The organism is uncultured Cetobacterium sp. (assembly GCF_945952365.1).
In the GTDB taxonomy this organism is placed as follows: Bacteria; Fusobacteriota; Fusobacteriia; order Fusobacteriales; family Fusobacteriaceae; genus Cetobacterium_A.
The window spans coordinates 31295-56800 of the sequence record NZ_CAMFHX010000012.1; the positions used below are offsets into that span (position 1 = coordinate 31295).

Consider the following 25506-nt stretch of genomic DNA (forward strand, 5'->3'; position numbering starts at 1 on the left):
TAAATTTATGTATGATATTTGGTATGTATCTTGTCATGGCTTTGGTCATATAACAAGGTCTCTAGCTCAATTAGAAAAAAAGTTAGATGAGAATTCTAATTTCAAATGTATTATTGTATCTGGAGAGAAGCAGATAGAGTTTGCTAAATTATATTTTAAGGATTATTACGATAGAGTTATATTTAGAGAAATTTTAACAGATGTTGGTCTTATAAATAAAAAGAATAGCCTAGATGTAGATAAAGAACTTTTAGAAATAAAGTTAAAAGATTTTATTTCTAAGTGGGATAAACTTGTTGAGGAAGAGATAAATTTTTTAAAAGATTATCATTTAGGAGATATATTTTGTGATATATCTCCTATTGGAATTTTGGTTAGCAAGAATCTGAAGAAAAAAATAAATCTTATAAGCAATTTTACTTGGTATCAGCAGTATAGTTATTTAAATTTGGATTCAGAAATAACTCAAAAATATTTAGAGTTAGATGAAATGATAGATAATCTATATTTGTATCCTTTAAATTTAGATTTCTCTTATATATCTCCTAAAATAATTAAAATGGATTTTATTTCTAGAAAAATTAGTATTAAAAAGGTCGAAGAGATAAAAGTGCAATATGGTAAATCAATTTTTATATCTTGTGGAAAATCAGCTCAAATCGATGAGATTACTATAAGTAATTTTAAAGGGACAGTATTTACAACTAGTGGTGTAAAAGTTAAAAATATTGATGGAAAAGTATTAGAACTTCCAGTAGATATATTAGATACACAAAATTATATTGCAGCTTCAGATTTTATTATAGCTAAAGCTGGATGGGGAACTGTGGCTGAAGCAGTTTGTGCTGAGACTCCTATGATTTTATTAGAAAGAGAAGGGGTTTTAGAGGATACTCATATAATAGGATTAGCAAAAGAAAAATTTGGAGCTAAATCTATAAAGTTAAAAGAATTAATTTATTTTGATTATAATAAAGTTAAAAGAAACCGGAGATAAAAATTATGAAAAAAATAACTAAAGCAGTTATTCCAGCAGCGGGATTAGGAACAAGAGTTTTACCTGCAACTAAAGCCCAACCGAAGGAAATGTTGGTGATAGTTGATAAACCATCACTACAATACATAGTAGAGGAGCTAGTAGAGTCTGGAATAGAAGATATATTAATAGTAACAGGAAGAAATAAAAACTCAATAGAGGATCACTTTGATCACTCGTTTGAGTTAGAAAACACATTAGCTAGAGGTGGAAAGGATGAACTTTTACAAAAAGTTGAAACTATTCATGGTATGGCTAATATATATTATGTAAGACAAAACCATCCTTTAGGATTAGGACATGCTGTATTAAAAGCTAAGAGTTTTATAGGAGATGATCCTTTTGTAATAGCTCTTGGGGATGATATAATGTATAATCCTAATAAAGAGGTAACAGCACAACTTATAGAGAAGTATAATCAATATGGTTCTTCTATAATAGGTGTTCAAGAGGTTGACCCAAAGGATGTATCTAAATATGGAGTAGTAAAACCAGTAGAGGATCTTGATTCTAGAACTGTAGTTATATCTGATTTTGTTGAGAAACCAAAGTTAGAAGAAGCTCCATCACTGAAAGCATGTTTAGGAAGATATCTATTAACATCGGATATATTTAACTACTTAGAAAAAACAGAAGCTGGTAAAGGTGGAGAGATTCAGCTTACAGATGCTATCTTAGCTATGATAAATGATAATAAAAAAGTTTTAGCCTATGACTTCGAGGGAAAAAGGTACGATATAGGTAATAAAATAGGATTATTAAAAGCTAATATAGAGTTTGGACTACGTAGTTCTGAAACAAGTGAGGATTTAAAAGAGTATCTGAAATCGATAAAACTATAAAAATTAAAAAACCTTCTAGATTGATAACGCGCTTATCCCTCTAGAGGGTTTAAATCTAAATTTAAAATAGTCCTATAAATATAAAATAAAAGAATAGAATTATAGAAAAACAATACTTTTGTTTATAAACTTAATCTTGAAGAAATTTTAAAAATATTAAAAAAAGTTTCAAATAGAGAATAAATGAAATAAAGGTTATAATATAACTATTAATTAGTGGTGGGAAACTAGTTTAAAAACAAAAATGGGAGGACAAATGAAAAGAGGAACAAAAGTAGTTAAAGATTTGAACATTCATTAGGGGTAATGAAGTTAGCAATGGATTTTTTCAATGAGATTAAAGATGGTTTTAAAATTGAGTATGAAAAAATAGTTGGAGCATGTGATGATGATATATTGAAGTATTATGAGGATAATTTGAAAATAGCCTCACTTCTACATGATTTAGGTCATGCACCACTGTCACATTTAGGAGAGGGATTTTATGAAAAAAAGTTAATAAAAGAGGAGTTAAAGCCTAAGTGTGGTTATAAAAATATAAATTTTGAAGAGGTATTTGGAGAGAAATCAAATGGCTCTGCTCATGAAGTTATGTCATGCTATTGTATTCTAGAAAATATGGTACCTTTATTGGATAAAAATAAAAATATAGATTACGAATTTATATGTAGAATAATAACTGGAAATCTTTATAAGAAAGAGAGTGGCTTAAAGGACTATTGGGCAAAAAATATAATGATATCGATAGTGAACTCAGATAGTATTGACGTGGATAAACTTGACTATTTGATGAGAGATAATCATATGTGTGGATATCCAGCTCCGCATATAGATGTGCCTAGACTTTTAAGAGCTATGTATATAGAGAATAAGAAGTTGTGTTTCTCTAGTAGTGGAATACCGGCGTTGCAATCTATAATAGATTCAAGAGATATGTTGTATCTATGGGTGTATAATCATCATATTCCTGTTTATACTGACTATATAACTTCTGATATTAATTGTTAAAGGATAGGTATCTGGATTCTGTAAATGGGAGAGAAGAGGATGATTTCATTAAAAAGAATATAGTTCAATTGTTTACAGGGGATTTCTTGAAGCCAACTTGGAAGACGATATATGAGTATAGTGATTTCTTGGAGAAAGAGATTGTGGATGAGAATATGCTGACATATATTAAAGAGAAGCTTTTGGATAATGATAGAAGGGATTTAAGGGTTGATATTGTTAAGAAGATGAGAACTAAGCTGGGGTTGGATTCGGGAGATCTGTTTATAATAACAAGGCCGCATTTATTGAGATTGTGAAAGAGCAGCTAGGGAATTAAAAGGTTATATGACTATACTCAAAAATTGATTTAATAAATATAAGGATGTGATACTGAATGATAGAAATACTTAAAAATAACTTGGAGATATTGATATCAATAATAGCGATAATTATCTCAGGCTTGACGATTTATTTTCAGCAGAAGCACAATAAAAATAGTGTTAAACCCTTAGGAGGAATAATAATCGAAGACTATGAAAATAAAATAAGTATAAAAATTGTTAATAGTGGAGTAGGTCCATTAATCGTAAAAGAGCTGATTTGTAAGTTTGATGATGAAGAATCAACATCTATTCTTATAGAATTATTAAAAGAAACATTAGAGAATAGATATGTAAATAATTTTGTTGAAGATATTGTAAATAGAGTAATTTCACCGAATGGTAAAATTGTTTTATTTGAAATTAAAAATAATTTATTAGATGATGAAATAAAACAGAAACTAAGAAAAAAATTATCAAATATAACTATTGAGCTTAGATATAAAAATATTTATAATGAAAACTTTAGTGTCAGAAGAAAATTAGATTTTTTTGGACGTCATTCGAAAAAATGTAATAGAGTGATGGATTACAAAAAAATATAAAATAAAAGATTATTAATAATGATTTTTTATAGTAGGTAGATTTACTAAATCTATCTACTATAAAAGGTATTTTTAGATGAGTATTCTACTCAAAATAATTAGGAAACTTTTCCTTAAAAATTTCTAATTGAGGGCATATATTTCTAAGGTGTTCTGAGATAACTTCATTAAAGAAATCCTCATCTTTTTTTTCAATAGCCTCAATTATAGCGGTATGTTGTTCAATAACTTTTGTGGCATTTATTTTAGATATAGTATCTAAAAATCTAAACCTATTATAATCTTGGCTAATATTTTCTATTGAGTTCCAAATTGTAGAGAAACCACATTTATTAAAAATAGTAGCATGAAACTGGTTATCTAGATAGAAAAACTCTTTGATATCACTTCCAAACTCTAAAATCCCCTCTTGAAACTTAACCAATTTTCTTAATTCAGTTATATCTTCTGCTGACAATTTATTTATAGCAACTTTAAAAACAGACTTTTCAAGAGAATCTCTCATAAAAATAGCTTCATCAAGTCTAGCAACATTTATCTTAGAGATAAAAGTTCCTTTTTGTGGATAGATACTAACTAAGTTATCCTCGGATAGTTTAATAAAAGCTTCTCTTATAGGCGTTCGGCTCATTTCAAAGGCAGCACAAATCTCTGGTTCACTAATCATATCACCAGGAACATATGAAAAATTGATAATGTTTTCTTTAAGTGTTCTATATACATATTCCCGATTACTTTCTTTTGCTTTTTTTAAAATAAATTTAATCATCTTAAATCCTCCTAGAATTTAATTCTTTATTCAACTTGTATATTAGCATTTTTAAATATTTAAAGCAACATATCGCTATATATATTTTATTTATGACTTATTTTGATATTTTAAATACAGAAAAAAAACAAAAAATTTGACAAAAAAACACATTTAGAGTATATATATTAATATACAAGTTGAGAGAAAGATAAAAAATGGAGGTTTAAAAATTATGAGAAGAATTTTAAATTTAGTTTTATTTCTGTTTATTGCAACAATTAGCTTTTCTTTTTTCGGTGGTAAAGGAAAATCCGTGGAATGGAAATTAGGTCATAACGCTAATACAGACCATATTTGGCATGAAACAGCAGTGAAATTTTCTGAGATAGTTGATGAAAAAACGGATGGAAAATTAAAAGTTAAAATTTTTCCAAATGGACAATTGGGATCTGAAACAGATATGATCAATAGTGTGAGATTAGGAACGCTAGATATGGTTCTAACAGGAGAAACATTACAAAACTGGGCGCCAAAAGCTGCACTAATGGCTGTACCTTATGCTTTCAGAGATTTAGATCATATGAATACAGTTTTAAATGGACCAATAGGTGAAGAGATAAAAACAAATATACAAGCTAACGCAGGATTAATTCCTTTGTATTATCATGAAAGAGCACCTAGAAATCTGACTACAAATAGAGATATAAAATCAGTAGAGGATTTAAAAGGTTTAATAATTAGAGTTCCAGATGTACCAATTTTCGTTAAAACTTGGGAAGTTTTAGGGGCTAAACCAACACCGATGTCATTACAAGAGGTGTTTACATCACTTCAGCAAAATACAATACATGCTCAAGAAAATCCATATGATTTAGTTTATAGTTTAGGATTCTATGAGGTTCAAAAGAATGCCTATGAAACAGAGCATGTAATTCAGTGGATATATGCCACTGTAGGAGAAAAACAGTTCAATAAATTATCGCCAGAGATGCAAAAAGCTGTTTTAGAAGCATCTGAAGAAGCACAAATATATGCTCAAGGAAAGTTTAAAGATTTTGTGGTTACAGCTAAGCAGAATCTAATAGATAAAGGAATGAAAATAATTCCTGTAAATAAAGAGGAGTATCAAAATAAAATAATGCCAGAGATGCAAAAGATTTTAACACCAGAGCAATATGAGTTATATCTAAAAATAGTTGAAACAAAATAGAAAGGAACGGTAATTATGAAAAAGGGGTATATAGAAAAAACATTAGAGATTATGGTAATACTAAGTTTCTTTATGTTGATATCAGTTGTTTTTCTACAAGTATTTGCAAGGTTCTTTTTACCAAAAGCTCCATCTTGGACAGAGGAGCTTTCAAGATTTTTATTTATATATTCAATTATGACAGCGGCACCTTTAGCTTTAAAAAGAAAAGAGTTTGTTAGAGTTGATATTATCTTAATAAAATTGAATAAAAAAGTTCAAGAGGTATTAGAGGTAATAACATATATATTACTAAACATATTTTTCTTAATTATAGCGTATGAAGGGTATACATTTGGAGCGTTGGGATTGAGACAAACATCTCCTGCTATGGGAATACCAATGTATTTATCATATGGAACAATTTGCTATTCGGGTGTGTTTCTACTAATATATGGTCTTCAAATTCTTAAAGAGAAGATTTTAAAGAACTCTGAAAAAGAAATTGAAAACCCAGTTTTAGAGGAGGGAGAGGTAGAATGGAACTAGTACTGTTTGGAATATTTTTTATACTTCTATTCATAGGAGTACCAGTAGCATTTTGTTTGGGGCTTTCATCGTTTGTATACCTATTACTAGCAGATATCCCTCTTGTTGTAATTCCTCAAAAGATGTATGCAGGAATAGATTCATTTACTCTTCTATGTATTCCTGGATTTGTATTAGCTGGAAATCTAATGAATGGTGGTGGAATAACAGAAAGAATTATAAAGTTTTGTAACGCTTTTGTGGGACATATAAAAGGTGGGTTAGGATTAGCCAATATAGGGTCTTCGATGGTATTTGCAGGAATATCTGGAACAGCTTTAGCTGATACAGCGAGTATTGGTGGAATAATGATACCTGCTATGAAAAAAGAGGGGTATAATGCTGATTATGCTGTTGCAGTTACAGCAGCCTCATCAACAATAGGACCAATAATACCTCCAAGTTTACCTATGATTATTGTTGGAACTCTTACAGGAATATCTGTATCAAAGATGTTTTTAGCGGGAGCTATTCCCGGCTTACTTTTAGGACTTGGAATGATGGCAGTTTCATATAGAATATCATTGAAAAAAGGTCATCCTCAAGGGGTTAAAGTCAGTTTAAAAGAGAAAATAATCTGCTTTAAGGATGCTTTTTGGGCAATAATGCTGACAGTATTGATTTTATTTGGAATTTTAGGAGGGGTATTTACTCCAACTGAAGCTTCTATAGCAGCGGTTTTATATGCAATTATAGTTGGTAAATTTATATACAAAGAGCTTAAATTGAAAGATCTTCCAAAAATTTTATTGGACTCTATGGTAGGAACTTCAGCAATAATGTTATTGGTTGGATTTGCAAATATCTTTGCTTGGATTTTAACAAGTCAACAAGTCCCCCAAGCTATAGCTGAAGGTGTACTGGGGATATCACAAAACAAATATGTTGTGTTGATATTAATAAATCTACTTTTACTATTTGTTGGAACGTTTATGGAAACTATAGCAGCTTTAGTTATACTGTTTCCAGTTTTATTAGGTATAGTTACTCCGTTAGGAGTAGATCCTATTCAATTTGGTGTAATAGTTGTTTTAAATTTAATAATAGGATTGACTACACCACCGGTTGGAGTATGCTTATTCGTAGCATCAAGTATAGGAAAAATTTCTATGGGAGAAGCAATAAAAGCGATTATGCCGTTTTTATTAATCAGTTTAGTTGTACTAGGAATGGTAACATTTATTCCAGAGATAAGTTTGTATTTACCAAATCTAATATTAGGATAAAAAGGAGAGCAAATGAAGGCGATAATAGTTTCTAAACCAAAAGAGTTACAGATTGTAGAAAGAGAGATACCAAAAATATCAGAAGCAACAGATGTACTAGTAAAAATAAAAGCAGCAGGAATTTGTGGTTCTGATGTTCATATATATCATGGAACATCACCCGTAGCAACTTATCCAAGAGTAATAGGACATGAGATGGTAGGAGAGGTTGTAGGTTTAGGAGAGGATGTTAGAGATTTAAAAGTTGGTGATAAAGTTGTAGTTGAACCTATGATAGCATGTTGTGAATGTTATGCATGTAAATCAGGAAGACCAAATGCGTGTTCGAGTTTAAAAGTTAGAGGTTGTCATGTAGATGGAGGATTCCAAGAGTATTATATAGCTCCGAGAAAAAATATATTTAAATTTGATGATTCAATATCATGGGAAGAAGCAGCTATGATTGAACCTTATACAATAGCAGATCAAATAACATGGAGAGCTGATATAAGAAAAGGTGATTATGTATTTATAATTGGAGCAGGTCCTATAGGACTTTGTGTCCTAGAGATGGCAAAATTAAAGGGTGGAATTTGTATAATTTCAGATTTTAACGAAAAGAGATTGGGTGTTGCAAAAGAACTTGGAGCTGATTATGTAATAAATCCAAATTTAGAGGATCCTTTAGCTAGAGTTAAAGAGATAACAAATGGAATGGGATCAAACGTTACTATAGATGCAGTTTGTTTACCGAAAACTTTTGAGCAAGCTATTGAGATAACATCTGTAGCTGGAAGAGTTATGTGTTTAGGATTCTCGAAAGATACCTCAGAGATAGCTCAGCTAGGAATAACAATAAAAGAGTTAGATGTAAGAGGATCAAGACATCAAACACATAAGTTTGCAAATGTTGTTCAACTTTTCAATGATAGAAAATTACAAGCTAAAAGATTGGTATCAAATGTAATTCCTTTTGAAGAGGTTGATAAGGCTATGGACTTAATTGAAAATAAACCAAATGAAATTTGTAAAATAGTACTAACATTCTAATCAGGGAGAGATAAAATAATATGAAGATGACTTTTAGATGGTATGGAGAGGGAAATGATAGCGTTGAGCTATCTCAAATTAGACAGATTCCTGGAGTAGAAGGAGTTGTTTGGGCTTTACATGATGTTCCAGTAGGAGATGTGTGGCCTATGGAAAGAATATTAGAAGTTAAAAATCAAGCTGAAAAAGCAGGGTTACATATAGATGTTGTTGAAAGTGTAAATGTGCATGAGGATATAAAGTTAGGCCTACCAACAAGAGATATGTATATAGAGAACTACAAGAAAACTATTGAGAATTTAGCTAAAGTAGGAGTTAAAGTTATATGTTATAACTTTATGCCTGTGTTTGATTGGACAAGAACTGATTTATTTAAAGAGTTAGAAGACGGATCAACAGCTCTTTTTTATGAAAATGCAAAAGTTGCAGATGTAGATCCAATGGAACTTATAAAAACTGTAAGTAAAGGTAGTGAAGGGTATACAATGCCTGGATGGGAACCTGAAAAATTTGCTAGACTTGAAAGTTTATTTGCAGCGTATAAGGATATAGATGATGAGAAATTATGGGAAAATTTAAAATATTTCTTAGAGCAGATAGTCCCTGTAGCAGAGATAAATGGAATAAAAATGGCGATTCATCCAGATGATCCACCTTGGTCAATCTTTGGGTTACCAAGACTTATGACATCTGGAGATAATCTTAGAAGATTACTTAATTTAGTAGATAGTCCTTCAAATGGATTAACACTTTGTTCGGGATCTTTAGGTGCTAGTCCTAAAAATGATATTCCAAGTATTGTTAGAGAGTTTGCAGATAGAATTCCATTTACTCATATAAGAAATGTTAAGATATATGAAAATGGAGATTTTATTGAAACATCTCATAGAACTTGTGATGGATCAATAGATATATATGATGTAGTTAAAGCGTATCACGAGGCAGGATTTAAAGGATATGCAAGACCAGATCATGGAAGACATATATGGGGAGAAAAGTGCAGACCAGGTTATGGATTATATGATAGAGCTCTAGGAATAATGTATATGTGGGGAATTTGGGATAGTTTAAACAGACAGGAAAAGAGGGACTAGATTATGAATGAAAAAATTAAACTTCAATCTCCAAAATGGCTTCACTTTGGTGCTGGAAATATATTTAGAGCATATATGGGAAAGGTTCAACAAACTCTTATAGAAAAAGGTTTAGAAAATAGTGGAATTGTTGTAGCAGAAACTTTTGATGGAGAGATTATACAAAAAGCTTTTAAGCCATATGATAACAAAACTATCTTGGTTACTTTAGATAAAAAAGGGGAATTTAAACCAGAAATTATTTGGAGTATAGTTGAGAGTATTGATGTAACATCAGATGGAATGAGTATAGTTGAAGAGATCTGTCAGGATGAGAAGTTACAAATAATAAGTTTTACAATAACAGAGAAGGGGTATAGCTTCAGAGATGGAATCATTACTTCTGATCACTTGATGTCTAAGGTGACATCATTGCTTTATTCACGTTATAAAAAAAATGCAGCACCGATAGCACTGTTAAGCATGGATAATTGTTCTGCTAATGGAGATAAGCTGAAAAATGCGATTGTATCTGTTGCACAAGAGTGGGTAAAAAATGATGTTGTAGAAAAAGAATTTTTAGATTATCTTTTAGATGAGAAGAAAGTTAGTTATCCAATAACAATGATAGATAAGATAACTCCAAGACCAGCCATAGAGGTTAAAAAGTTTTTAGAAGAAGCTGGTTTTGAAAATATGGATATAGTTATAACAAGTAAAAATACTTATACAGCCCCATTTGTAAATGCTGAAGTTCCGGAATATTTTGTTGTTGAAGATAAGTTTCCAAATGGAAGACCAAAATTTGAAGAAGCTGGGGTTATATTGACTGATAGAGAGTCTGTCGAAAAAGCTGAAAGAATGAAGGTAACTACTTGTCTTAATCCATTACATACAGCATTAGCAATATATGGGTGTTTACTAAATAAAAAGACTATCGCAGAGTGTATGCAGGATCAGGTTTTAAGTAATTTAGTTAGAAAGATAGGATATGAAGAGTCGCTTATAGTTGTTGAGAATCCGAAAATAATAGATCCTAAAAAGTTTTTAGAAGAGGTGTTAGAAGAAAGATTTGCTAATCCATTTATTCCAGATCAACCACAAAGGATAGCAACAGATACTTCTCAAAAAGTTGGGATTAGATTTGGTGAAACTATTAAAGCGTATGTAGCAGATGAAAAGTTAGATGTAAGAAATTTAAAGTATATTCCTTTAGTTATAGCTGGTTGGATGCGTTATCTAATGGGAGTAGATGATAGTGGAGCGATGATGACTTTGAGTAGTGATCCACTATTAGAAGAGTTGAAAGCTAATTTGAATAGTATAAAATACTTAGATTCTAGTAGTTATGAAAAAGGAAAGCTGAATAAGATTCTTTCAAATAAAAATATATTTGGAGTTGATTTAGTTCAAATTGGAATGGCTGATTTAATTGAAGAGTATTTCTTAGGTATGATGAAAGAGGTTGGTGGAGTTAGGAAAACTTTGGAAAGAATATTATAAGTAGAAAAGAGCTAGTTTCGCCACTAGCTCTTTTTAAATACAACGAAACTTACGTCATTGAATATTTTGTTTAATTAGTTGAGTTACTCACTACTTTATCTTGAGAGTTTTCATTCGTTTTTTTATTACTTTTAGCAAAAATAACTTTGATAATTTCTTCAATTTTCCCCATAACCTCGTGTGCCCCAAATCCAACTAAAAACCCTATTCCAACTTGGAAGTATAGAGATTCTGTTGTTTCAATATTAGTAGTATTTAAGCTTATAAAACCATGTTGAAATAAGCAAATCATAATAGCAGCTAAAACAGCACCTTGAAGAGGTCTATAAAAATACCATAAGAACCATACTTTGATATTGAGTGGTCGATAATATTTTTGATTAATAGGTGTTACAGAATGACCTATATTTTGATAAAGAGCTCTTAGTGAGTAAGATGCTCCTCCAATTAATCCTGCAATAAATACATGGAAAATAATTGAATATATTTTATTATCAGATAAAATATATTGTTTAAAAGTATCGAATATATTTGTGAATAGTGAAGATATTCCGAAGAGTATAAAGACTAGATTGCAGAAAGCTATAAGTATTATTAAGCTTATATCAGTTTTGTCTAATTTATCTATTTTTACCAAATTATCTGTAGTCATAGTTAATCTCCTTTTTATATTTTATTGAAAGCATGTCTAAATTTAGGCATACCTGATTTTTTATTGGAATTAAAAAGATTCAGTTCAGAGTGAGTTATATTAAAAGAAAAATTGAATTCTTCACCAACTAAGAGGTCACTCGTACCATCTTTATTCTGTTCTGAAATATAAATTTTTTTATATTTCAGATGTTTTAGAGTTTTTAAATTATTAATTTGACATGAATTAATAATTAATCTTTTTTCTAAAATATTTGTATTTATTAAAAAGTTTTTAACAAGATTAGAATGACCACTAATAAAAAAAACGTCTAATTTATTAGCTGGAAAACTACTATAGATACAAAATTCATTTTTATGCTCTTTGAAGAAAAATTTGAGCTTAAAAATAGTTTCTAAGAATTCTAGTCTATTTTTTACCTCATCTTTAGATGTACTTTTATGAATGGCATATCTCAATTACTCATCTCCTCCTAAGTTACCAGCAATAGAGGCTGAAGAGCTAAGGAGTAGTGAACATAAAATTTGTCCATCACGTGTATTTTTCATTTTATATCCTGGTTTTTTATAAATCTTATCAGAACCCCCAATTGTGCTTCCGGTATTATCAGATACATAATAAATGATATCGTTTTTTCCATAATTTGTTGCCCAGATTTTTAAGGCTTGTTGCTCTTTTCCATGATGCGGTAGCTGAATATGATTGTGATCTTTAATAACCTCTTCAATAGCATCAAAACAACTATCTCCGCAAAGTAAGACTTTTGTGTTATTAAATGTAACAGAAACTTGTGTACTAACAGCATTAATAATAGTTTCATTATTAATAGTATCGCCTTCCCGAGAGTCTAAAGCTTTAGCAACAGCTTCTAAAGTATAGTTTATATCAGGTCCAAGTATCTTAACATGTGGTGTGATTAGGGTGTTAATACTAGTTAATGTGTCGCAGAGAATCACATTTGTGTTGTTGCTAAGAGAATAAATATTATTGTAGATTTCGGTAATATTTTTAGTTACAGACTCTCTAGTTTTTCGATTATCTCCAATTAATTCTAAAAGTTTATCTTTATGTTTAAGAAGTAAAAGTGTGTAAAGGTGAGAAATTTTATTATTTTCTATAAGGTGAGGAACTCCCATAAAATGATCGGCATCTTGGTGTGAAAGAATGAGAATAGCTTTCTCATAGTTATTAGTCTTCATATATTTAATAACTTCATTAGCGTGCTCAATTGAACCACAATCATAAATAACAAGCTTTCCATTAATATCAATTAAAACACAATCTCCATAATTTGTTGTTGTTGCATTTGTGTAATGTTTTGAACTTAAAAAATTAATATTTGGCATTTAATTCCCTCCACAAAATATAAAAGTAATAAAAATAGACTCACATCTATACAAGCCTTAGTAATTATAATGAAAAAATTATTAAGGAAAACTTATGATTGATCAACATATTTATATTATCATAAAATATGTAAAAAATAAATAGTTTTACGTAAAAAACGTAAAAAATGTAAAATAAAGTTAAAAAAACTTTACAAAATGAAAGGTGATGATATAATAGTGTCATGAAGATAAAAGAAAAATTAAAAAAATATGAAATTACATTAAATGAATTTGCAGAAGTTTTAAATTTATCGAGACCAACTTTAAATACTTATATTAACCAGTTTGAAGCTGGAGATCAAATTGGTAATAAAAATTATCAAGAGATTTTTGTAAAATTATTTGGAACGCATGATATAACACGTGAAAAGTTTGAAGAGGTTTATCAAAATTTAAATTTTAAAGCAAATAAAGATGAATACACAAAAGAGAATCGTGAAATAATGGATTCAATAATTAAAAAAGTAAAAGAGGATTTAAGAGGAAAAAAGGAAACTGTAGCTTTGTATAAATTTATAAATAGTGCAATTCATAACTATGAAAAAGATAAGGCTTTAACAGGTTACATAAATTATAACCTGTATCTAAACGGATTAAAGTCGATGGAAAAAATAAAATTTAAAGATAAAAAATTAATATCAAATTTATTTCCTGTAATGAAAAATTATATTGATTGTAAGCTGAAGTTAAATTTAGAGCAATATAAAAAATTTAAGGAAAGAACACAAGAAATCGAATTAGGAAGAGTAAAGAAACAAGAAGAGTTAAAAGTAGAAATTGAAAAAAAAATTCGTGAAGAGATAGAAAGAAAAATGGAACAAGGATTAGGAATTGAAAGTATAGATATTGAAAATATTTTAAATAGTATTAAGATATAAAGATAAAAAATGATATAATTGAAATTAGGATAGTAATAAATTAAATTAAATTAAAAAGGTGGTAAAAATGTTTGAAAAGAAGGAGATTTCAGACCTAGTAAATAAACTCCTAGAGACAAATGGAATGTCAACAATGCCTTTGATAGACTTAGATTTGTTATTAAAGTCAGAAGGTATCAAATTATTTAAGTTTTCAAAATCAGAGTGGAAGGATAAAAATTTTCCAGATGCGTCAGCAATATTGCTAAAAAGTGGTAATGAAAAAATTATAATAATAAATGAACAGGCCCATAAGTTAGAAGAGGATAAGATATTTACGATAGCTCATGAAATAGGACATTTCTTTTTGCATACTACAGAAGAAAAACCATATGTTTTATGTAGACATGGACAATCAGGAGATAAAGAGAAAGAGGATGAAGCAGACTACTTCGCAGCTTGTTTATTGATGCCAGAAAAGATTTTTAAGGAATTAGTTAATAAAGTTGAGATTCCTAGTGTGAAAGTATTTGCAAAAATCTTTGGAGTATCAGAAACAACAACAAGAAAAAGATTTTCTGAATTGAACATATTTTGCGTAGACTAAGAGGAATATTAACTTAGGAGAAGATAATGCCAAATAACAATCTTGAAATAGCGGATATACTTGGGTCGATTGAGGGTAAAGATGAGTTTAAAGTAGATCGTGAAAATGAAAAGAAAATAAGTAATGAAACATTGAATGAATTAACGAAAGATATTTGCAAAAAGTTGATAGGGATTATTGAACATTCTGAAAATTGGCGTAAGTTTATTTTAAAACTTATTTTGATAGTGGTATTCTCTACAGTGTTGATAGGAATTCCAACAGGTTTGTATCTATTGGGTGAAATTTATTTAGAAGCTTATATAAAAAATCCTGAATTAAAAATGTTAGACCCTTTGGGCTTGGTGGCAATATTATTCACATCTTGGAAGATAATATCGGTGACATTAAATAAAATCGTGGATAATATATTTGGTATTGATAAAACATTGGTAAAGGTTCTATTGAGGCTTTTGAATAAAGAAGAGATGGAGTTTAAATCTGAAAAAGGTCTTATAAAAGATGAGAAAGATACGGACTATATTAAAATTTCTAGACCAACAAGTGTAAAGAATGTGGTTTGTGGAATATTGGAGTATTTAAAGGCTGTATTTGAAGCCGTGTTAAAGTAATTAAAATAAGTTGGTTGTATGGAAAAGAGTTAGGAAACTAGCTCTTTTTTTGATGAGAATTTTAGAATGTGGTATAATATATTAAAAAAAGGATGTGATAGTATGTGTACAAGCTTATTAGATCCAAAGATGGATTTTATATTTAAAAGTATATTTGGAAATGAAAAAGAGAAGAGTGTGTTGTTATCATTTTTGAATTCTGCGATAAAATCAGAATCACCGTTAGTAGATGTAGAGTTAAGAAATGTAGAGATAACAAAAGAAGCGATAGAGGATAAAAATAGTAGGTTAGATGTAAAAGCAGTAGCCAATGATGGAACTATTATAAATGTAGAGATTCAACTTAGAAATGAATATAATATGCCAAAGAGAACACTTTATTACTGGAGTAAGCTTTACTCAGAGCAACTAAAAGAGGGAGAGAACTATTTAAATCTAAATAGAACTATCTGTATAAATATATTAAATTTCATACAATTTAAAGAAACACAAAATTATCATAGTGTATTTAAAATTATAGAGGAGAAAGAGAATATAGTTTTAAATAAAGACCTTGAAATTCACTTTTTAGAGCTTCCAAAGTTGGTGGAGTTTAGAGTTGATGATCCATTATCTGGATGGGGGATGTTTTTAAAAGAACCTTCTAGTGATATAGTAGAAGAAGCAGAAGAAACTGTTAAAGAGATAAAATTAGCAAAGAAAAAGCTGTATGTAATAAGTTCAGATGAGGATGAACGTGAAAAATATAGAATGAGAGAGAAAGCTAGGTTAGATGCAGCCAGTGCTTTAGCTACAGCAGAGTTGAAAGGCAAAGCTGAAGGGGAAAGGTTAGCAAAATTATCAATAGCAAAGAGTTTGTTAGGGATAATACCAAATGAATTAATAGCTGAAAAAACAGGATTAAGTATAGAAGAGATAGAGCTACTAAAATATTAGAGATTAAAATTAGAAAATAGTATGGGAATTTCATTGTATAAGAAAGAGCTAGGAGTGAGAAACTAGCTCTTTTTTTGATGAGATTTTTAGAATGTGGTATAATATATTAAAAAAAGGATGTGATAGTATGTGTACAAGCTTATTAGATCCAAAGATGGATTTTATATTTAAAAGTATATTTGGAAATGAAAAAGAGAAGAGTGTGTTGTTATCATTTTTGAATTCTGCGATAAAATCAGAATCACCGTTAGTAGATGTAGAGTTAAGAAATGTAGAGATAACAAAAGAAGCGATAGAGGATAAAAATAGTAGGTTAGATGTAAAAGCAGTAGCCAATGATGGAACTATTATAAATGTAGAGATTCAACTTAGAAATGAATATAATATGCCAAAGAGAACACTTTATTACTGGAGTAAGCTTTACTCAGAGCAACTAAAAGAGGGAGAGAACTATTTAAATCTAAATAGAACTATCTGTATAAATATATTAAATTTCATACAATTTAAAGAAACACAAAATTATCATAGTGTATTTAAAATTATAGAGGAGAAAGAGAATATAGTTTTAAATAAAGACCTTGAAATTCACTTTTTAGAGCTTCCAAAGTTGGTGGAGTTTAGAGTTGATGATCCATTATCTGGATGGGGGATGTTTTTAAAAGAACCTTCTAGTGATATAGTAGAAGAAGCAGAAGAGACTGTAAAAGAGATAAAATTAGCAAAGAAAAAGCTATATGTAATAAGTTCAGATGAAGATGAACGTGAAAAGTATAGAATGAGAGAAAAAGCTAGGTTAGATGCAGCCAGTGCTTTAGCCACAGCAGAGTTAAAAGGTAAAGCTGAAGGGGAAAGATTAGCAAAATTAAAGATTGCTAAAAATGCTCTTCAAAATGGGATGAGTTCTGAAATTGTTTCAGGCATAACAGGATTGAGTGTAGAGGAGATAGAGCTACTAAAATATTAGAGATTAAAAATTAGAAAATAGTATGAGAATTTTAGAATCTTGTATAATTTAACTGAAAATAAAAAGACTAGGTGGGCGAACACCTAGTCAGTGATTATCTAGTACCCTTTTTTAACTAGTAGGAAAAAAAGGACAATAACAAAAAAGATTCTTAACATACGTAAGTTTCACCCCCTTTCTAGAGGTAGATAACCACTAAAAATAATTATACCCCAATGAATAAAATAAAAAAAGAGCTAGTTTTCGCCCCTAGCTCTTTTTCATACAATGAAACTTACGTCATTGAATCTTTTTGTTTGTTAGAAATATTATACTCTTATTCTAAATAAAAATCAATAAAATTATAAAAATCTTAAGAAAACCTAAGTGTAATTAAAAGAGTTTTTGACTTTTTGAAATAAATAGTTTAAAATTAATTCAAGGACCTTAAAGGAACTTTGGTTGTATAAAAAACGTGATGATATAGGCTTTCACTTCGGTGGAAGCTTATTTCATGTGTATAAGTTAGTCACGACCCTTTAGGGGTCTTTTTTTGATGAGAGTTTTAGAATGTGGTATAATATATTAAAAAAAGGTGGTGGAAAGTATGGAGAGAAAAAAATTACCAATCGGTGTGAGCGACTTTAAAAAGCTGATAGAAGAAAACTACTATTACATTGATAAAACAGGATTTATAGAGGAGATTTTAGAAAAAAAAGCAGAAGTTACACTGATATGTAGACCAAGACGTTTTGGTAAGACTCTGAATATGAGTACTTTGAAATACTTTTTAGATAGAAAAAATGCAGAGAAGAATAATCAACTTTTTAGAGGTTTAAATATAGAAAAGAGTAAATATATGGCTGAGGCAGGAAAATATCCAGTTATATTTTTAACTATGAAGGGAATTAATGGAGAGAACTATTCTAAATTTTTACAAAAGTTCAGCTCGGTTTTGAGTGATTTATATAATGACTATGAAGATCTCAGAGAGTCTCTTAATCTGAAAGAGAAGATGTATTTTGACAAAGTTTGGTTAGGAGAACCCGATACAGATTTGACAAGAGCTTTAAAATTTTTGAGTGATATTGTATATAAATATTCTGGAATAAAGCCAGTGCTACTAATAGATGAGTATGATTCGCCAATGATAGTGGCTCATGAAAAAGGTTATTATGAAGAGGTAAAAGAGCTGATAGGAGATTTTTATGGTGAAGCCTTAAAGGATGCACCGATCTCTTTTGCAGTGGTAACTGGGATTTTGAGAGTGGCAAAAGAGTCTATATTTTCTAGTTTAAATAACTTGAAAGTTTCTACGCTATTAACAAATAATTACAATCATTTTGGAATGACAGAGGGTGAAGTAGAAACTATTTTAAAGTATTATGGATTAGAAACAGAGCTCGATTTAGCTAAGAGTTGGTATAACGGTTATACTTTTGGAAATGAAAAAGTGTATAACCCTTGGAGTATATTAAATCACTGTGAGAATGGAGATTTAATATCTTACTGGGTAAATACAAGTGCGAATACTCTTATTATGCAACTTTTAAAAGATGCTGATGAGGATATAAATGATACTTTCTATGAACTATTGAGAGGTGGTGTTGCAAGAGCTATTTTGGATGATAATATGATATTTGGTGAAAAATATAGTGATAGTACAATTTTGTATTTAATGTTTTCTGCTGGGTATTTAACGATAGATAGAGTTGGAGAAAGACGGAGAGAGTATTATCTTAGAATACCAAACGAAGAGGTAAAAGATTATTTCAGAAAAACATTCGTTGAAATAGCTGATTCTGCTGGAGAAAATAGTTTTTCAAAGTTAGAAGAAGCACTTTTAGTTGGGAAAATTTTTGGTAATAACTCTGTGGAAGCGAAGATAAACTCTATGTTTCAGACGAGTATGAGTTACCTAGATGGATCAAAACAAGAGAAGTTTTATCACAACTTGATACTCGGGATGATGATAGGCTTAGATGATAAGTTTTACATACATTCAAATCGAGAAGAGGGGTTAGGGCGTTATGACTTAGCTCTAGAGCCAAAGAGTAAAAGTGGAATTGGATATATTTTCGAATTTAAAGTAGCGGTTTCAAGCTCAGAACATGACTTTGATCAGGCAGGAGCTGAGGCATTAGCTCAGATAGATAAAAAAATATATGAAACAGGACTAAGAGAGCGTGGAGTAGAAAAGATTATTAAAATAGGGATGGTCTTTGCTAGTAAGGTGCTAAAACTATACGTGAAATAGAAAATGTTGATTTTTATTTTTAGAGATAACTTTAATATAGAAAAGCTTTTTTAGAGTATGATATAATATACAGAAAAGATAAGAGATAAGTAACTGTTGGCATAAAGCTGAAGGAGTGGGAAAGTTATGATAGAGTTATTGATAGAAAATATAGGAAAAGTAAAGTTAGCAGATATAAAGTTAGATACAATTACGATTGTGGCTGGAGTAAATAACACTGGAAAAAGTACAATTAGTAAAATTTTATATTCAGGAATGAAGCCAAGCTCTGAAATTGGAAGAGAAAGAGTTTGTGTAGAGCTTTCAGATGAAGTTGTGAACTGTTTAGAGAATTTAAGTGAAAAAACAAAAGAAAAAGTAGGGAATTTAATAGATTTAATTTATACAGAGTTGAAAAATAAAAGATTTACTCTTTTACAAAGAAGAATTGAAGAGTTAGAAGTGATTGTAGAAGAAGATGGAGATGATAACGACAGTTTATTAGTTTCAAATTTAAAAATAAACCTTCTAATTAAAGATACAGATATATTAAAAAATTATTTAGAGGATGATTTTGGAAATCTTTTAAATGAAGATATAAATAGAGAGAAAAGAATAAAAATTAAAAGAGATGATATAGAGCTGATTGACTATAATCCTAAAAATAATAATGAAGATAATAAAACTCTTATGAGAATGGGAATAGTTAGAAATAATGAGATTTATAATGTTCTTTATATTTCAACACCATATATTTTAGATAAAATAAAATACTCAACTAACTTTTTAACTATGATTGAAGAGGATTTAATGAATGATTTTCAACGTAATTTCTTTTCGAGAGGAGTTATAAATCTGTCGAAAACAAAAAGTACTCGTAGGGAGATAGAGGAGATTATAGAAAATATAATTGGTGGTAATTTATATTTAAAGACACCTCAAGAGATTGTCTATAAAATGAAAAAAGGAGAAGAAGTTCAAGATGTAAGTTTAAATAATACTGCAACTGGAATAAAGTCTTTAGGAATATTATTACAACTGCTATCAAATGCATCAATAAAAGAGAATAGTATTTTGATTCTAGATGAACCAGAGGTACATTTACACCCCGAGTGGCAGGTTAAATTAGCTGAGATTTTAATTAAACTGACAATTCATTTAAATATAAAAATATTCATAAACTCTCATAGTTCAGAATTTATAGAAGCTTTACAGGTATACTCAATAAAAAATAAAGTAACCGGTTTAAATGCATATTTAGCAGAAGAAGAGAATGGAGTTACAATATTTAAAGATAAAACAAATGAATTTGGAGAGATATACAGAGAGTTAGGAAAAGGCTATGATATTTTAGATAAAGTAAAAATGGAACTAGGGAATTAGAATATGCATAGAAAAAAGATAAAACCAAAAGCACCAATCGAAATAAGAAGTTTAAATAAATATACACACTATTTAGAGAATATAACACAACTTAGTTTTTCGAGTCATAGTGGATCGCTAGTAGTAAATTCAAGAGGGATGATAAATTTAGATAAGGTAGTCGATGCCCTTAAAATAGATGTGAAATCAACAGATGCTATTCACTATAATCTTTTAGAAAATAAGCTTTACCTAGTTGAATTTAAGAATGGTAGTATCTTAGAGAAAGAAGATGAAAAGGAATTTAGTTGCCATTTGGAAGCTCCAAGTTGTAAAGTAAAAAAGAATGCACGTAAATTAAAAAATGAAGAAATAAAAGCTAATTTAGCATTAAAAGGAGTGGATACTTTTCTAATTGTCTTGAAGAATATTTTAAATGTTGAAGAGTACAAAATGATTTGTGAAAAGAAAATTAAATTAAACTATGTTATAGTAAATACTAAACCCAAAGAAACAACAATTGGAAATTCACGAAAACAGAATAGACTTGAAACGCTATCTAATCTGAATTCTATTGGGGAGCTTATACCGAGTATTTTTAAAAGGTATGAAGGTGTAATATTTGATAAGGTTATATTTACTGACGAAGTATATTTTGAGCAGTGCTTATTAGATATGATTTTAGGATAATATTTTAATTTATAAAAAAGAGAAAAGGAGAGAACTATATCTATGAGTAAATTTTTAGAAGATTTAGAATACTCAGCAGGGGAAAAGGTTACTGAAAGAGGGCGAGCTTACTTTAGAAATCATAAAATCCTAGAGCAGAAGATAGTAGAGATTGAAGATAAGTATATCCCAAACCTGCATGTTATTGGTGCAATAGTTGAAGGAAGCTACTATCAAACCTACAGAACAAAAGTTGTCTTCAATGAAGATGAAGTTATAAATACTGAATGCTCTTGTGAATATGCTATAACAAATAGAAGAGTTTGTAAGCATATGATAGCAGTAGCTATAGCTGCTGAAAAATATATGATTCAGAAAAAGAGAAGAGATGCCGAAGCAGCAACTCCTGATTTTCATTTAGACCTTTTCAAACCCGCTGAAACTAAAAGCAAAGAGCTAATATTTTTAAATGTAATTCCAAATGTTCAAAATTTATCGGGATATATAAAATTTTCTTTGGATATAGAGGTTGTAAGTAAATCTAAAAAATATAAAATAAACAGCAAAATAAATAAGTTTTTAATGGCGTATGAAGAGGAGAGTTTTAATTTTGGAAAAGCCTATACTTACGAGCCAGGAAGGGACTATTTTCAAGGGTGGGATAAAAAGTTTATAGAGCTTTTGAAAGAGTATTCAACAATGTTTAAAAATCAATACTACTCAGAGTTGAAGATAGACACTGTACTTTCTAATCCGTATAGTTTTGATAGAGTAATGGAGTTTTTAAGTGAGGGTGGAAAGCTAGATTTGAAAAAAACTAGTTTGAATGAGATTTTAAATGTAAAGATAAGTAAAAATGAGGGTAGAGATATAGCTTTAGAGTTTAAAAATTTGAATAAACTTTTCAGAAGAGGAAAAAGTACATTTTTAGATTTTACTGCATCAGGAGAGCCAATTTTCTATAAGTTAAGCTCTGAAGATATAGAACTCTATAAAAAACTATCTAAAAAAACAGCTCGTAGCTCAAAGATGGTAATCAGTCAGAAAAATCTACCTCTTGTGATAAACTCGGTTCAAAAGATGGCTAAGATAGAGGTGGCAAAAGAACTAGAGACTCATATATACACTCCAGAAAAGATAGAGGATAAAATATATATAGATTCATATAACACTTACGGTTTAAGAGTTTATTCAAAAAGGTTTTTTGATGGCGAACCAGAGGAGAAGTTAGAAAATAAGATAATTATGAGCTCTGCTGTTGAGGTGAGTAGTCTTTATAAGCAGATTTTAGAAAAGTATAAAAATAGCTTTGAAAACGGGTCTTACCACATAACTGATGTTGAAAGTATCTACTCTTTTGTGATGGACGCTATTCCTGAGCTTGAAAAACAGTACCAAATATATTATTCAGAGGCTTTTAAAGCTAAAAGTTTTACATCGGCAAGTTATAAAATAGAGAGCAAAGTGAAGGACCTTTTAGAGATAAAGTTTAGCATAGATGGCATTGAGAAAGAGGAGATATACAACTTTTTAAACGCTGTTCGTGAAAAGAAAAAGTATTATCTACTTAAAAATGGAGGAATACTTTCTATAGCTGATGGTGAGGAATTAGATAAACTGAATGACGTTTTGGATATATCTGAAGCGAGTCGAAAAGAGATAGAGGCAGGGGTTATATCTCGAACTAAAAACTATAGCTATTTCTTAGCTTCGACATTGAAAAAGATAAAGGATGTCTTTTTAGATGAGAACTTTGTGGCTATGGATAGAGAGTTGAGAGAGATATCGTCAGCTGATGATGAGAAAGAGATAATGTCTCTTTTCCCAATGCTGAGAGAGTATCAACTACATGGAGTTTGTTGGTTAAATACTTTGAAAAAATTGGGACTTGGTGGAATCTTAGCAGATGATATGGGACTGGGGAAAACTTTACAAACGATAGCGTATTTGGCTATTGAGAAAAGAGAGTTACCAACTTTGATTGTAGCACCTAAATCACTTGTGTATAACTGGAAAAGTGAGTTTCAAAAGTTTGCATCACATCTAGAGGTGAAGATGTGTATAGGTACAAAATCAGAAAGAGGATCGATGATAAAAAATCTGAAATCTGGTGAGGTTATCATAACGACTTATGGAGTGCTGAAAAATGATATCGAACTTTATGGTGAGTTACCTTTTGAGAAGGGGTTTGCTAATATAATTATAGATGAAGCACAGAATATTAAAAATATGATGGGGAAAACAGCAGCTGCTATAAAAGAGATTCGTGGTGAAACGAAGATTGCTTTAACGGGAACTCCTATAGAGAACAATATCTTAGAGCTTTGGAGTATATTTGACTTCGCTTTCCCGGGGTATCTTGGAAAGCATACGACTTTCAAGAAAAGATATTTAGATAACTTGAAAAGTTTGAAGTCTGTTGTGGGACCGTTTATTTTGAGACGTACGAAAGGCGAGGTTTTAAAAGAGTTGCCTGATAAAATAGAGCAGGATGTCGTTGTTGAGCTAGATTCAGCTCAGAAAAAGGTTTATTTGGCGTATTTGGAGAGATATAAAAGAGAGTTGGCTACAGATGGGCAGGATGCTATAAAGATCCTGGGATATCTGACGAGACTTCGTCAAATATGTAATCACCCGAAGCTTTTTGTTGAGGATTATAAAGGTAGTAGTGCAAAAGTTGAGGCTCTTTTAGAGATTTTAGAGGAAGCGAAAAGTGGTGGGCATAGAGTTTTACTATTCTCACAGTTTACAGAGATGTTAGCTCTTATAAAGGAAAGTTTGGATGGAAAGTTTGATTACCTATACTTAGATGGGAAGACAGAGGCGAAAGAGAGGTTGAATCTTGTGGATAGATTTAACTCTGGAGAGGGGGATCTGTTTATAATATCTCTAAAAGCTGGTGGAAGTGGATTGAATCTGACAGAGGCGGATACTGTTATTCACTTTGATCCGTGGTGGAACCCATCAGTTGAAAACCAGGCGACTGATAGAGCACACAGAATGGGACAGAAAAATGTTGTGAACGTATTTCGTCTTATAACAAAGGGGACTATCGAGGAGAAAATCAATCTTATAAAAGGTGAGAAATCGAAGGTTATAAGTGAGGTTTTAGATGGGAAAACATCGGATATAATGAAGATGAATCGTGATGAGTTATTGAATCTGTTTTAGAGTGTGATATTTTTTATAAAAAAAGAGGTGAAGGGATGAAAGGTATAATTTTAGCAGGTGGCACAGGAAGTAGGTTGTATCCGGTGACGGCAGTTATCAGTAAGCAGGTAGTTCCTATATATGATAAACCGATGATATATTACCCTCTCTCTGTGCTGATGTTGGCTAATATAAAAGAGATACTGCTTATAAGTACGGCAAGGGATTTGCCGATGTTTCGTGAGCTACTAGGTGATGGAAGCAGTCTTGGGATAAGTATAAGCTATGAAATTCAAGACTCACCGAAAGGATTAGCCGAGGCTTTTATAATTGGAGAGAATTTCATAGGTGATGACTCTGTGGCTCTTATTCTCGGGGACAACCTTTTCTATGGGCATGGATTCACTGGGATGCTAGAACGTGCTAGCTCTTTGGAGAATGAGGCCAATATATTTGGATATTTTGTGAAGAATCCAAAGGAGTTTGGGGTGGTGGAGTTTTCTAGTGATGGGAAGGTGCTGTCGTTAGAGGAGAAGCCGGAGATACCAAAATCAAACTACGCTGTTCCAGGGATATACTTCTATGATAACAGTGTGATAGAGAAAGCTAAAAGAGTGCTACCTTCAGAGCGTGGTGAGTTAGAGATTACCTCTATAAATAGGATGTATTTAGAAGAGGGGCGATTGAACGTTATCAATTTGGGGCGTGGAATGGCGTGGCTTGATACAGGGACTTTCGATGGGCTTTTAGAGGCGAGTAACTTCGTGAAGACGATTCAGAGTCGGCAAGGGATAATGATAGCATGTTTAGAGGAGATAGCTTATCTAAAGGGGTGGATAGGTAGAGAGACTCTGCTAAAAAGAGGAGCTGAACTTTCCAAAACTGCTTATGGAGAGTATCTTCTGAGTTGTATATAGTAGCAGATATTTTTTATGAGAATTTT

Annotated in this window: 24 protein-coding genes and 1 pseudogene; 21 read left to right on the forward strand and 4 right to left on the reverse strand. The window is 30.5% G+C overall.

Features of this window, described 5'->3' with window-relative positions; all coding sequences use genetic code 11:
- Positions 1–7 precede the first annotated feature (7 nt).
- The 5 genes and pseudogenes from Q0O83_RS05890 to Q0O83_RS05910 all read left to right on the forward strand — a co-directional run bounded on the left by Q0O83_RS05890 (position 8) and on the right by Q0O83_RS05910 (position 3793).
- A complete protein-coding gene (locus tag Q0O83_RS05890; RefSeq protein ID WP_294095083.1) occupies positions 8–997 on the forward strand; it encodes a hypothetical protein in 990 nt (329 codons plus the stop codon).
- A 5-nt stretch (positions 998–1002) separates the two neighbouring features.
- A complete protein-coding gene (gene galU / locus Q0O83_RS05895) occupies positions 1003–1878 on the forward strand; it encodes a UTP--glucose-1-phosphate uridylyltransferase GalU (RefSeq protein WP_294095085.1) in 876 nt (291 codons plus the stop codon).
- Positions 1879–2172: 294 nt separating this feature from the next.
- Positions 2173–2886, forward strand: a pseudogene (locus tag Q0O83_RS05900) (dGTP triphosphohydrolase); the annotation flags it as partial.
- Between the two features lie 86 nt (positions 2887–2972).
- A complete protein-coding gene (locus Q0O83_RS05905) occupies positions 2973–3185 on the forward strand; it encodes a hypothetical protein (protein ID WP_294095088.1) in 213 nt (70 codons plus the stop codon).
- Between the two features lie 77 nt (positions 3186–3262).
- Positions 3263–3793 carry a hypothetical protein gene (locus Q0O83_RS05910; protein ID WP_294095091.1) on the forward strand — a complete coding sequence of 177 codons (531 nt, stop codon included), beginning with the start codon at positions 3263–3265 and terminating at the stop codon, positions 3791–3793.
- 85 nt (positions 3794–3878) lie between these two features.
- Here the strand turns inward: Q0O83_RS05910 and Q0O83_RS05915 are convergent, their stop codons facing one another.
- Positions 3879–4562: a GntR family transcriptional regulator gene (locus Q0O83_RS05915; protein ID WP_294095094.1), complete on the reverse strand. Its 684-nt coding sequence runs from the start codon at positions 4560–4562 to the stop codon at positions 3879–3881.
- Between the two features lie 214 nt (positions 4563–4776).
- On the opposite strand from Q0O83_RS05915, the gene Q0O83_RS05920 reads away from it, so the two are divergent.
- Genes Q0O83_RS05920 through Q0O83_RS05945 form a run of 6 tightly spaced genes read left to right on the forward strand, consistent with a single transcriptional unit; the run spans position 4777 to position 11152 of the window.
- Positions 4777–5754: a TRAP transporter substrate-binding protein gene (locus tag Q0O83_RS05920; RefSeq protein WP_294095097.1), complete on the forward strand. Its 978-nt coding sequence runs from the start codon at positions 4777–4779 to the stop codon at positions 5752–5754.
- Positions 5755–5769: 15 nt separating this feature from the next.
- A complete protein-coding gene (locus tag Q0O83_RS05925) occupies positions 5770–6282 on the forward strand; it encodes a TRAP transporter small permease (protein ID WP_294095099.1) in 513 nt (170 codons plus the stop codon).
- Positions 6273–7547, forward strand: a complete 1275-nt coding sequence (locus Q0O83_RS05930) for a TRAP transporter large permease (protein ID WP_294095101.1) — start codon at positions 6273–6275, stop codon at positions 7545–7547. Before Q0O83_RS05925 ends, Q0O83_RS05930 begins: the two co-directional genes overlap by 10 nt.
- A 12-nt stretch (positions 7548–7559) precedes the next feature.
- Positions 7560–8576 (forward strand): zinc-binding alcohol dehydrogenase family protein, encoded by a 1017-nt coding sequence (locus Q0O83_RS05935; protein ID WP_294095102.1) that lies wholly within the window; start codon positions 7560–7562, stop codon positions 8574–8576.
- Between the two features lie 20 nt (positions 8577–8596).
- Positions 8597–9670 (forward strand): mannonate dehydratase, encoded by a 1074-nt coding sequence (gene uxuA, locus Q0O83_RS05940; RefSeq protein WP_294095104.1) that lies wholly within the window; start codon positions 8597–8599, stop codon positions 9668–9670.
- Positions 9671–9673: 3 nt separating this feature from the next.
- Positions 9674–11152: a mannitol dehydrogenase family protein gene (locus Q0O83_RS05945; RefSeq protein WP_294095106.1), complete on the forward strand. Its 1479-nt coding sequence runs from the start codon at positions 9674–9676 to the stop codon at positions 11150–11152.
- A gap of 70 nt (positions 11153–11222) precedes the next feature.
- Here the strand turns inward: Q0O83_RS05945 and Q0O83_RS05950 are convergent, their stop codons facing one another.
- From Q0O83_RS05950 to Q0O83_RS05960, 3 genes are read right to left on the reverse strand one after another with little or no spacing between them, the layout of a single operon-like run.
- Entirely contained in the window at positions 11223–11804 is a 582-nt protein-coding gene (locus Q0O83_RS05950; RefSeq protein ID WP_294095108.1) for a hypothetical protein, read from the reverse strand.
- Positions 11805–11818: 14 nt separating this feature from the next.
- Positions 11819–12262, reverse strand: coding sequence for a hypothetical protein (locus tag Q0O83_RS05955; RefSeq protein ID WP_294095111.1), 444 nt, complete (start codon positions 12260–12262; stop codon positions 11819–11821).
- Positions 12263–13150 carry an MBL fold metallo-hydrolase gene (locus Q0O83_RS05960; protein ID WP_294095113.1) on the reverse strand — a complete coding sequence of 296 codons (888 nt, stop codon included), beginning with the start codon at positions 13148–13150 and terminating at the stop codon, positions 12263–12265.
- Between the two features lie 224 nt (positions 13151–13374).
- Between Q0O83_RS05960 and Q0O83_RS05965 the strand changes: the two genes are divergently transcribed.
- From Q0O83_RS05965 to rfbA, 10 genes are all read left to right on the forward strand, one after another.
- Complete coding sequence (locus tag Q0O83_RS05965; protein ID WP_294095116.1) at positions 13375–14070, forward strand: hypothetical protein; 696 nt, start codon at positions 13375–13377, stop codon at positions 14068–14070.
- A gap of 67 nt (positions 14071–14137) precedes the next feature.
- The gene (locus tag Q0O83_RS05970; protein WP_294095119.1) at positions 14138–14656 is read left to right on the forward strand and encodes an ImmA/IrrE family metallo-endopeptidase; all 519 of its coding nucleotides are present in this window, start codon (positions 14138–14140) and stop codon (positions 14654–14656) included.
- A 26-nt stretch (positions 14657–14682) separates the two neighbouring features.
- The gene (locus tag Q0O83_RS05975; protein ID WP_294095122.1) at positions 14683–15267 is read left to right on the forward strand and encodes a hypothetical protein; all 585 of its coding nucleotides are present in this window, start codon (positions 14683–14685) and stop codon (positions 15265–15267) included.
- A 102-nt stretch (positions 15268–15369) separates the two neighbouring features.
- Positions 15370–16203 (forward strand): Rpn family recombination-promoting nuclease/putative transposase, encoded by an 834-nt coding sequence (locus Q0O83_RS05980; protein ID WP_294095125.1) that lies wholly within the window; start codon positions 15370–15372, stop codon positions 16201–16203.
- 127 nt (positions 16204–16330) lie between these two features.
- The gene (locus tag Q0O83_RS05985) at positions 16331–17167 is read left to right on the forward strand and encodes an Rpn family recombination-promoting nuclease/putative transposase (protein WP_294095128.1); all 837 of its coding nucleotides are present in this window, start codon (positions 16331–16333) and stop codon (positions 17165–17167) included.
- 586 nt (positions 17168–17753) lie between these two features.
- A complete protein-coding gene (locus Q0O83_RS05990) occupies positions 17754–19403 on the forward strand; it encodes an AAA family ATPase (RefSeq protein ID WP_294095131.1) in 1650 nt (549 codons plus the stop codon).
- 126 nt (positions 19404–19529) lie between these two features.
- On the forward strand, positions 19530–20765 hold the full coding sequence (locus Q0O83_RS05995; protein ID WP_294095133.1) for an AAA family ATPase: 1236 nt from the start codon (positions 19530–19532) through the stop codon (positions 20763–20765).
- A gap of 3 nt (positions 20766–20768) precedes the next feature.
- On the forward strand, positions 20769–21434 hold the full coding sequence (locus Q0O83_RS06000; RefSeq protein ID WP_294095135.1) for a hypothetical protein: 666 nt from the start codon (positions 20769–20771) through the stop codon (positions 21432–21434).
- Positions 21435–21476: 42 nt separating this feature from the next.
- Positions 21477–24584 carry a DEAD/DEAH box helicase gene (locus Q0O83_RS06005; RefSeq protein ID WP_294095137.1) on the forward strand — a complete coding sequence of 1036 codons (3108 nt, stop codon included), beginning with the start codon at positions 21477–21479 and terminating at the stop codon, positions 24582–24584.
- 35 nt (positions 24585–24619) lie between these two features.
- The gene (gene rfbA, locus Q0O83_RS06010) at positions 24620–25480 is read left to right on the forward strand and encodes a glucose-1-phosphate thymidylyltransferase RfbA (protein ID WP_294095139.1); all 861 of its coding nucleotides are present in this window, start codon (positions 24620–24622) and stop codon (positions 25478–25480) included.
- Positions 25481–25506: the final 26 nt, after the last annotated feature.

Coding starts and splice junctions, on each gene's coding strand:
- Q0O83_RS05960 (WP_294095113.1), bottom strand. CDS start 13,150: ATGCCAAATATTAATTTTTTAAGTTCAAAACATTACACAAATGCAACA.
- Q0O83_RS05975 (WP_294095122.1), top strand. CDS start 14,683: ATGCCAAATAACAATCTTGAAATAGCGGATATACTTGGGTCGATTGAG.
- Q0O83_RS05915 (WP_294095094.1), bottom strand. CDS start 4,562: ATGATTAAATTTATTTTAAAAAAAGCAAAAGAAAGTAATCGGGAATAT.
- Q0O83_RS05920 (WP_294095097.1), top strand. CDS start 4,777: ATGAGAAGAATTTTAAATTTAGTTTTATTTCTGTTTATTGCAACAATT.
- uxuA (WP_294095104.1), top strand. CDS start 8,597: ATGAAGATGACTTTTAGATGGTATGGAGAGGGAAATGATAGCGTTGAG.
- rfbA (WP_294095139.1), top strand. CDS start 24,620: ATGAAAGGTATAATTTTAGCAGGTGGCACAGGAAGTAGGTTGTATCCG.
- Q0O83_RS05980 (WP_294095125.1), top strand. CDS start 15,370: ATGTGTACAAGCTTATTAGATCCAAAGATGGATTTTATATTTAAAAGT.
- Q0O83_RS06000 (WP_294095135.1), top strand. CDS start 20,769: ATGCATAGAAAAAAGATAAAACCAAAAGCACCAATCGAAATAAGAAGT.
- Q0O83_RS06005 (WP_294095137.1), top strand. CDS start 21,477: ATGAGTAAATTTTTAGAAGATTTAGAATACTCAGCAGGGGAAAAGGTT.
- Q0O83_RS05910 (WP_294095091.1), top strand. CDS start 3,263: ATGATAGAAATACTTAAAAATAACTTGGAGATATTGATATCAATAATA.
- Q0O83_RS05970 (WP_294095119.1), top strand. CDS start 14,138: ATGTTTGAAAAGAAGGAGATTTCAGACCTAGTAAATAAACTCCTAGAG.
- Q0O83_RS05990 (WP_294095131.1), top strand. CDS start 17,754: ATGGAGAGAAAAAAATTACCAATCGGTGTGAGCGACTTTAAAAAGCTG.
- Q0O83_RS05925 (WP_294095099.1), top strand. CDS start 5,770: ATGAAAAAGGGGTATATAGAAAAAACATTAGAGATTATGGTAATACTA.
- Q0O83_RS05950 (WP_294095108.1), bottom strand. CDS start 11,804: ATGACTACAGATAATTTGGTAAAAATAGATAAATTAGACAAAACTGAT.
- galU (WP_294095085.1), top strand. CDS start 1,003: ATGAAAAAAATAACTAAAGCAGTTATTCCAGCAGCGGGATTAGGAACA.
- Q0O83_RS05985 (WP_294095128.1), top strand. CDS start 16,331: ATGTGTACAAGCTTATTAGATCCAAAGATGGATTTTATATTTAAAAGT.
- Q0O83_RS05945 (WP_294095106.1), top strand. CDS start 9,674: ATGAATGAAAAAATTAAACTTCAATCTCCAAAATGGCTTCACTTTGGT.
- Q0O83_RS05930 (WP_294095101.1), top strand. CDS start 6,273: ATGGAACTAGTACTGTTTGGAATATTTTTTATACTTCTATTCATAGGA.
- Q0O83_RS05965 (WP_294095116.1), top strand. CDS start 13,375: ATGAAGATAAAAGAAAAATTAAAAAAATATGAAATTACATTAAATGAA.
- Q0O83_RS05995 (WP_294095133.1), top strand. CDS start 19,530: ATGATAGAGTTATTGATAGAAAATATAGGAAAAGTAAAGTTAGCAGAT.
- Q0O83_RS05935 (WP_294095102.1), top strand. CDS start 7,560: ATGAAGGCGATAATAGTTTCTAAACCAAAAGAGTTACAGATTGTAGAA.
- Q0O83_RS05890 (WP_294095083.1), top strand. CDS start 8: ATGTATGATATTTGGTATGTATCTTGTCATGGCTTTGGTCATATAACA.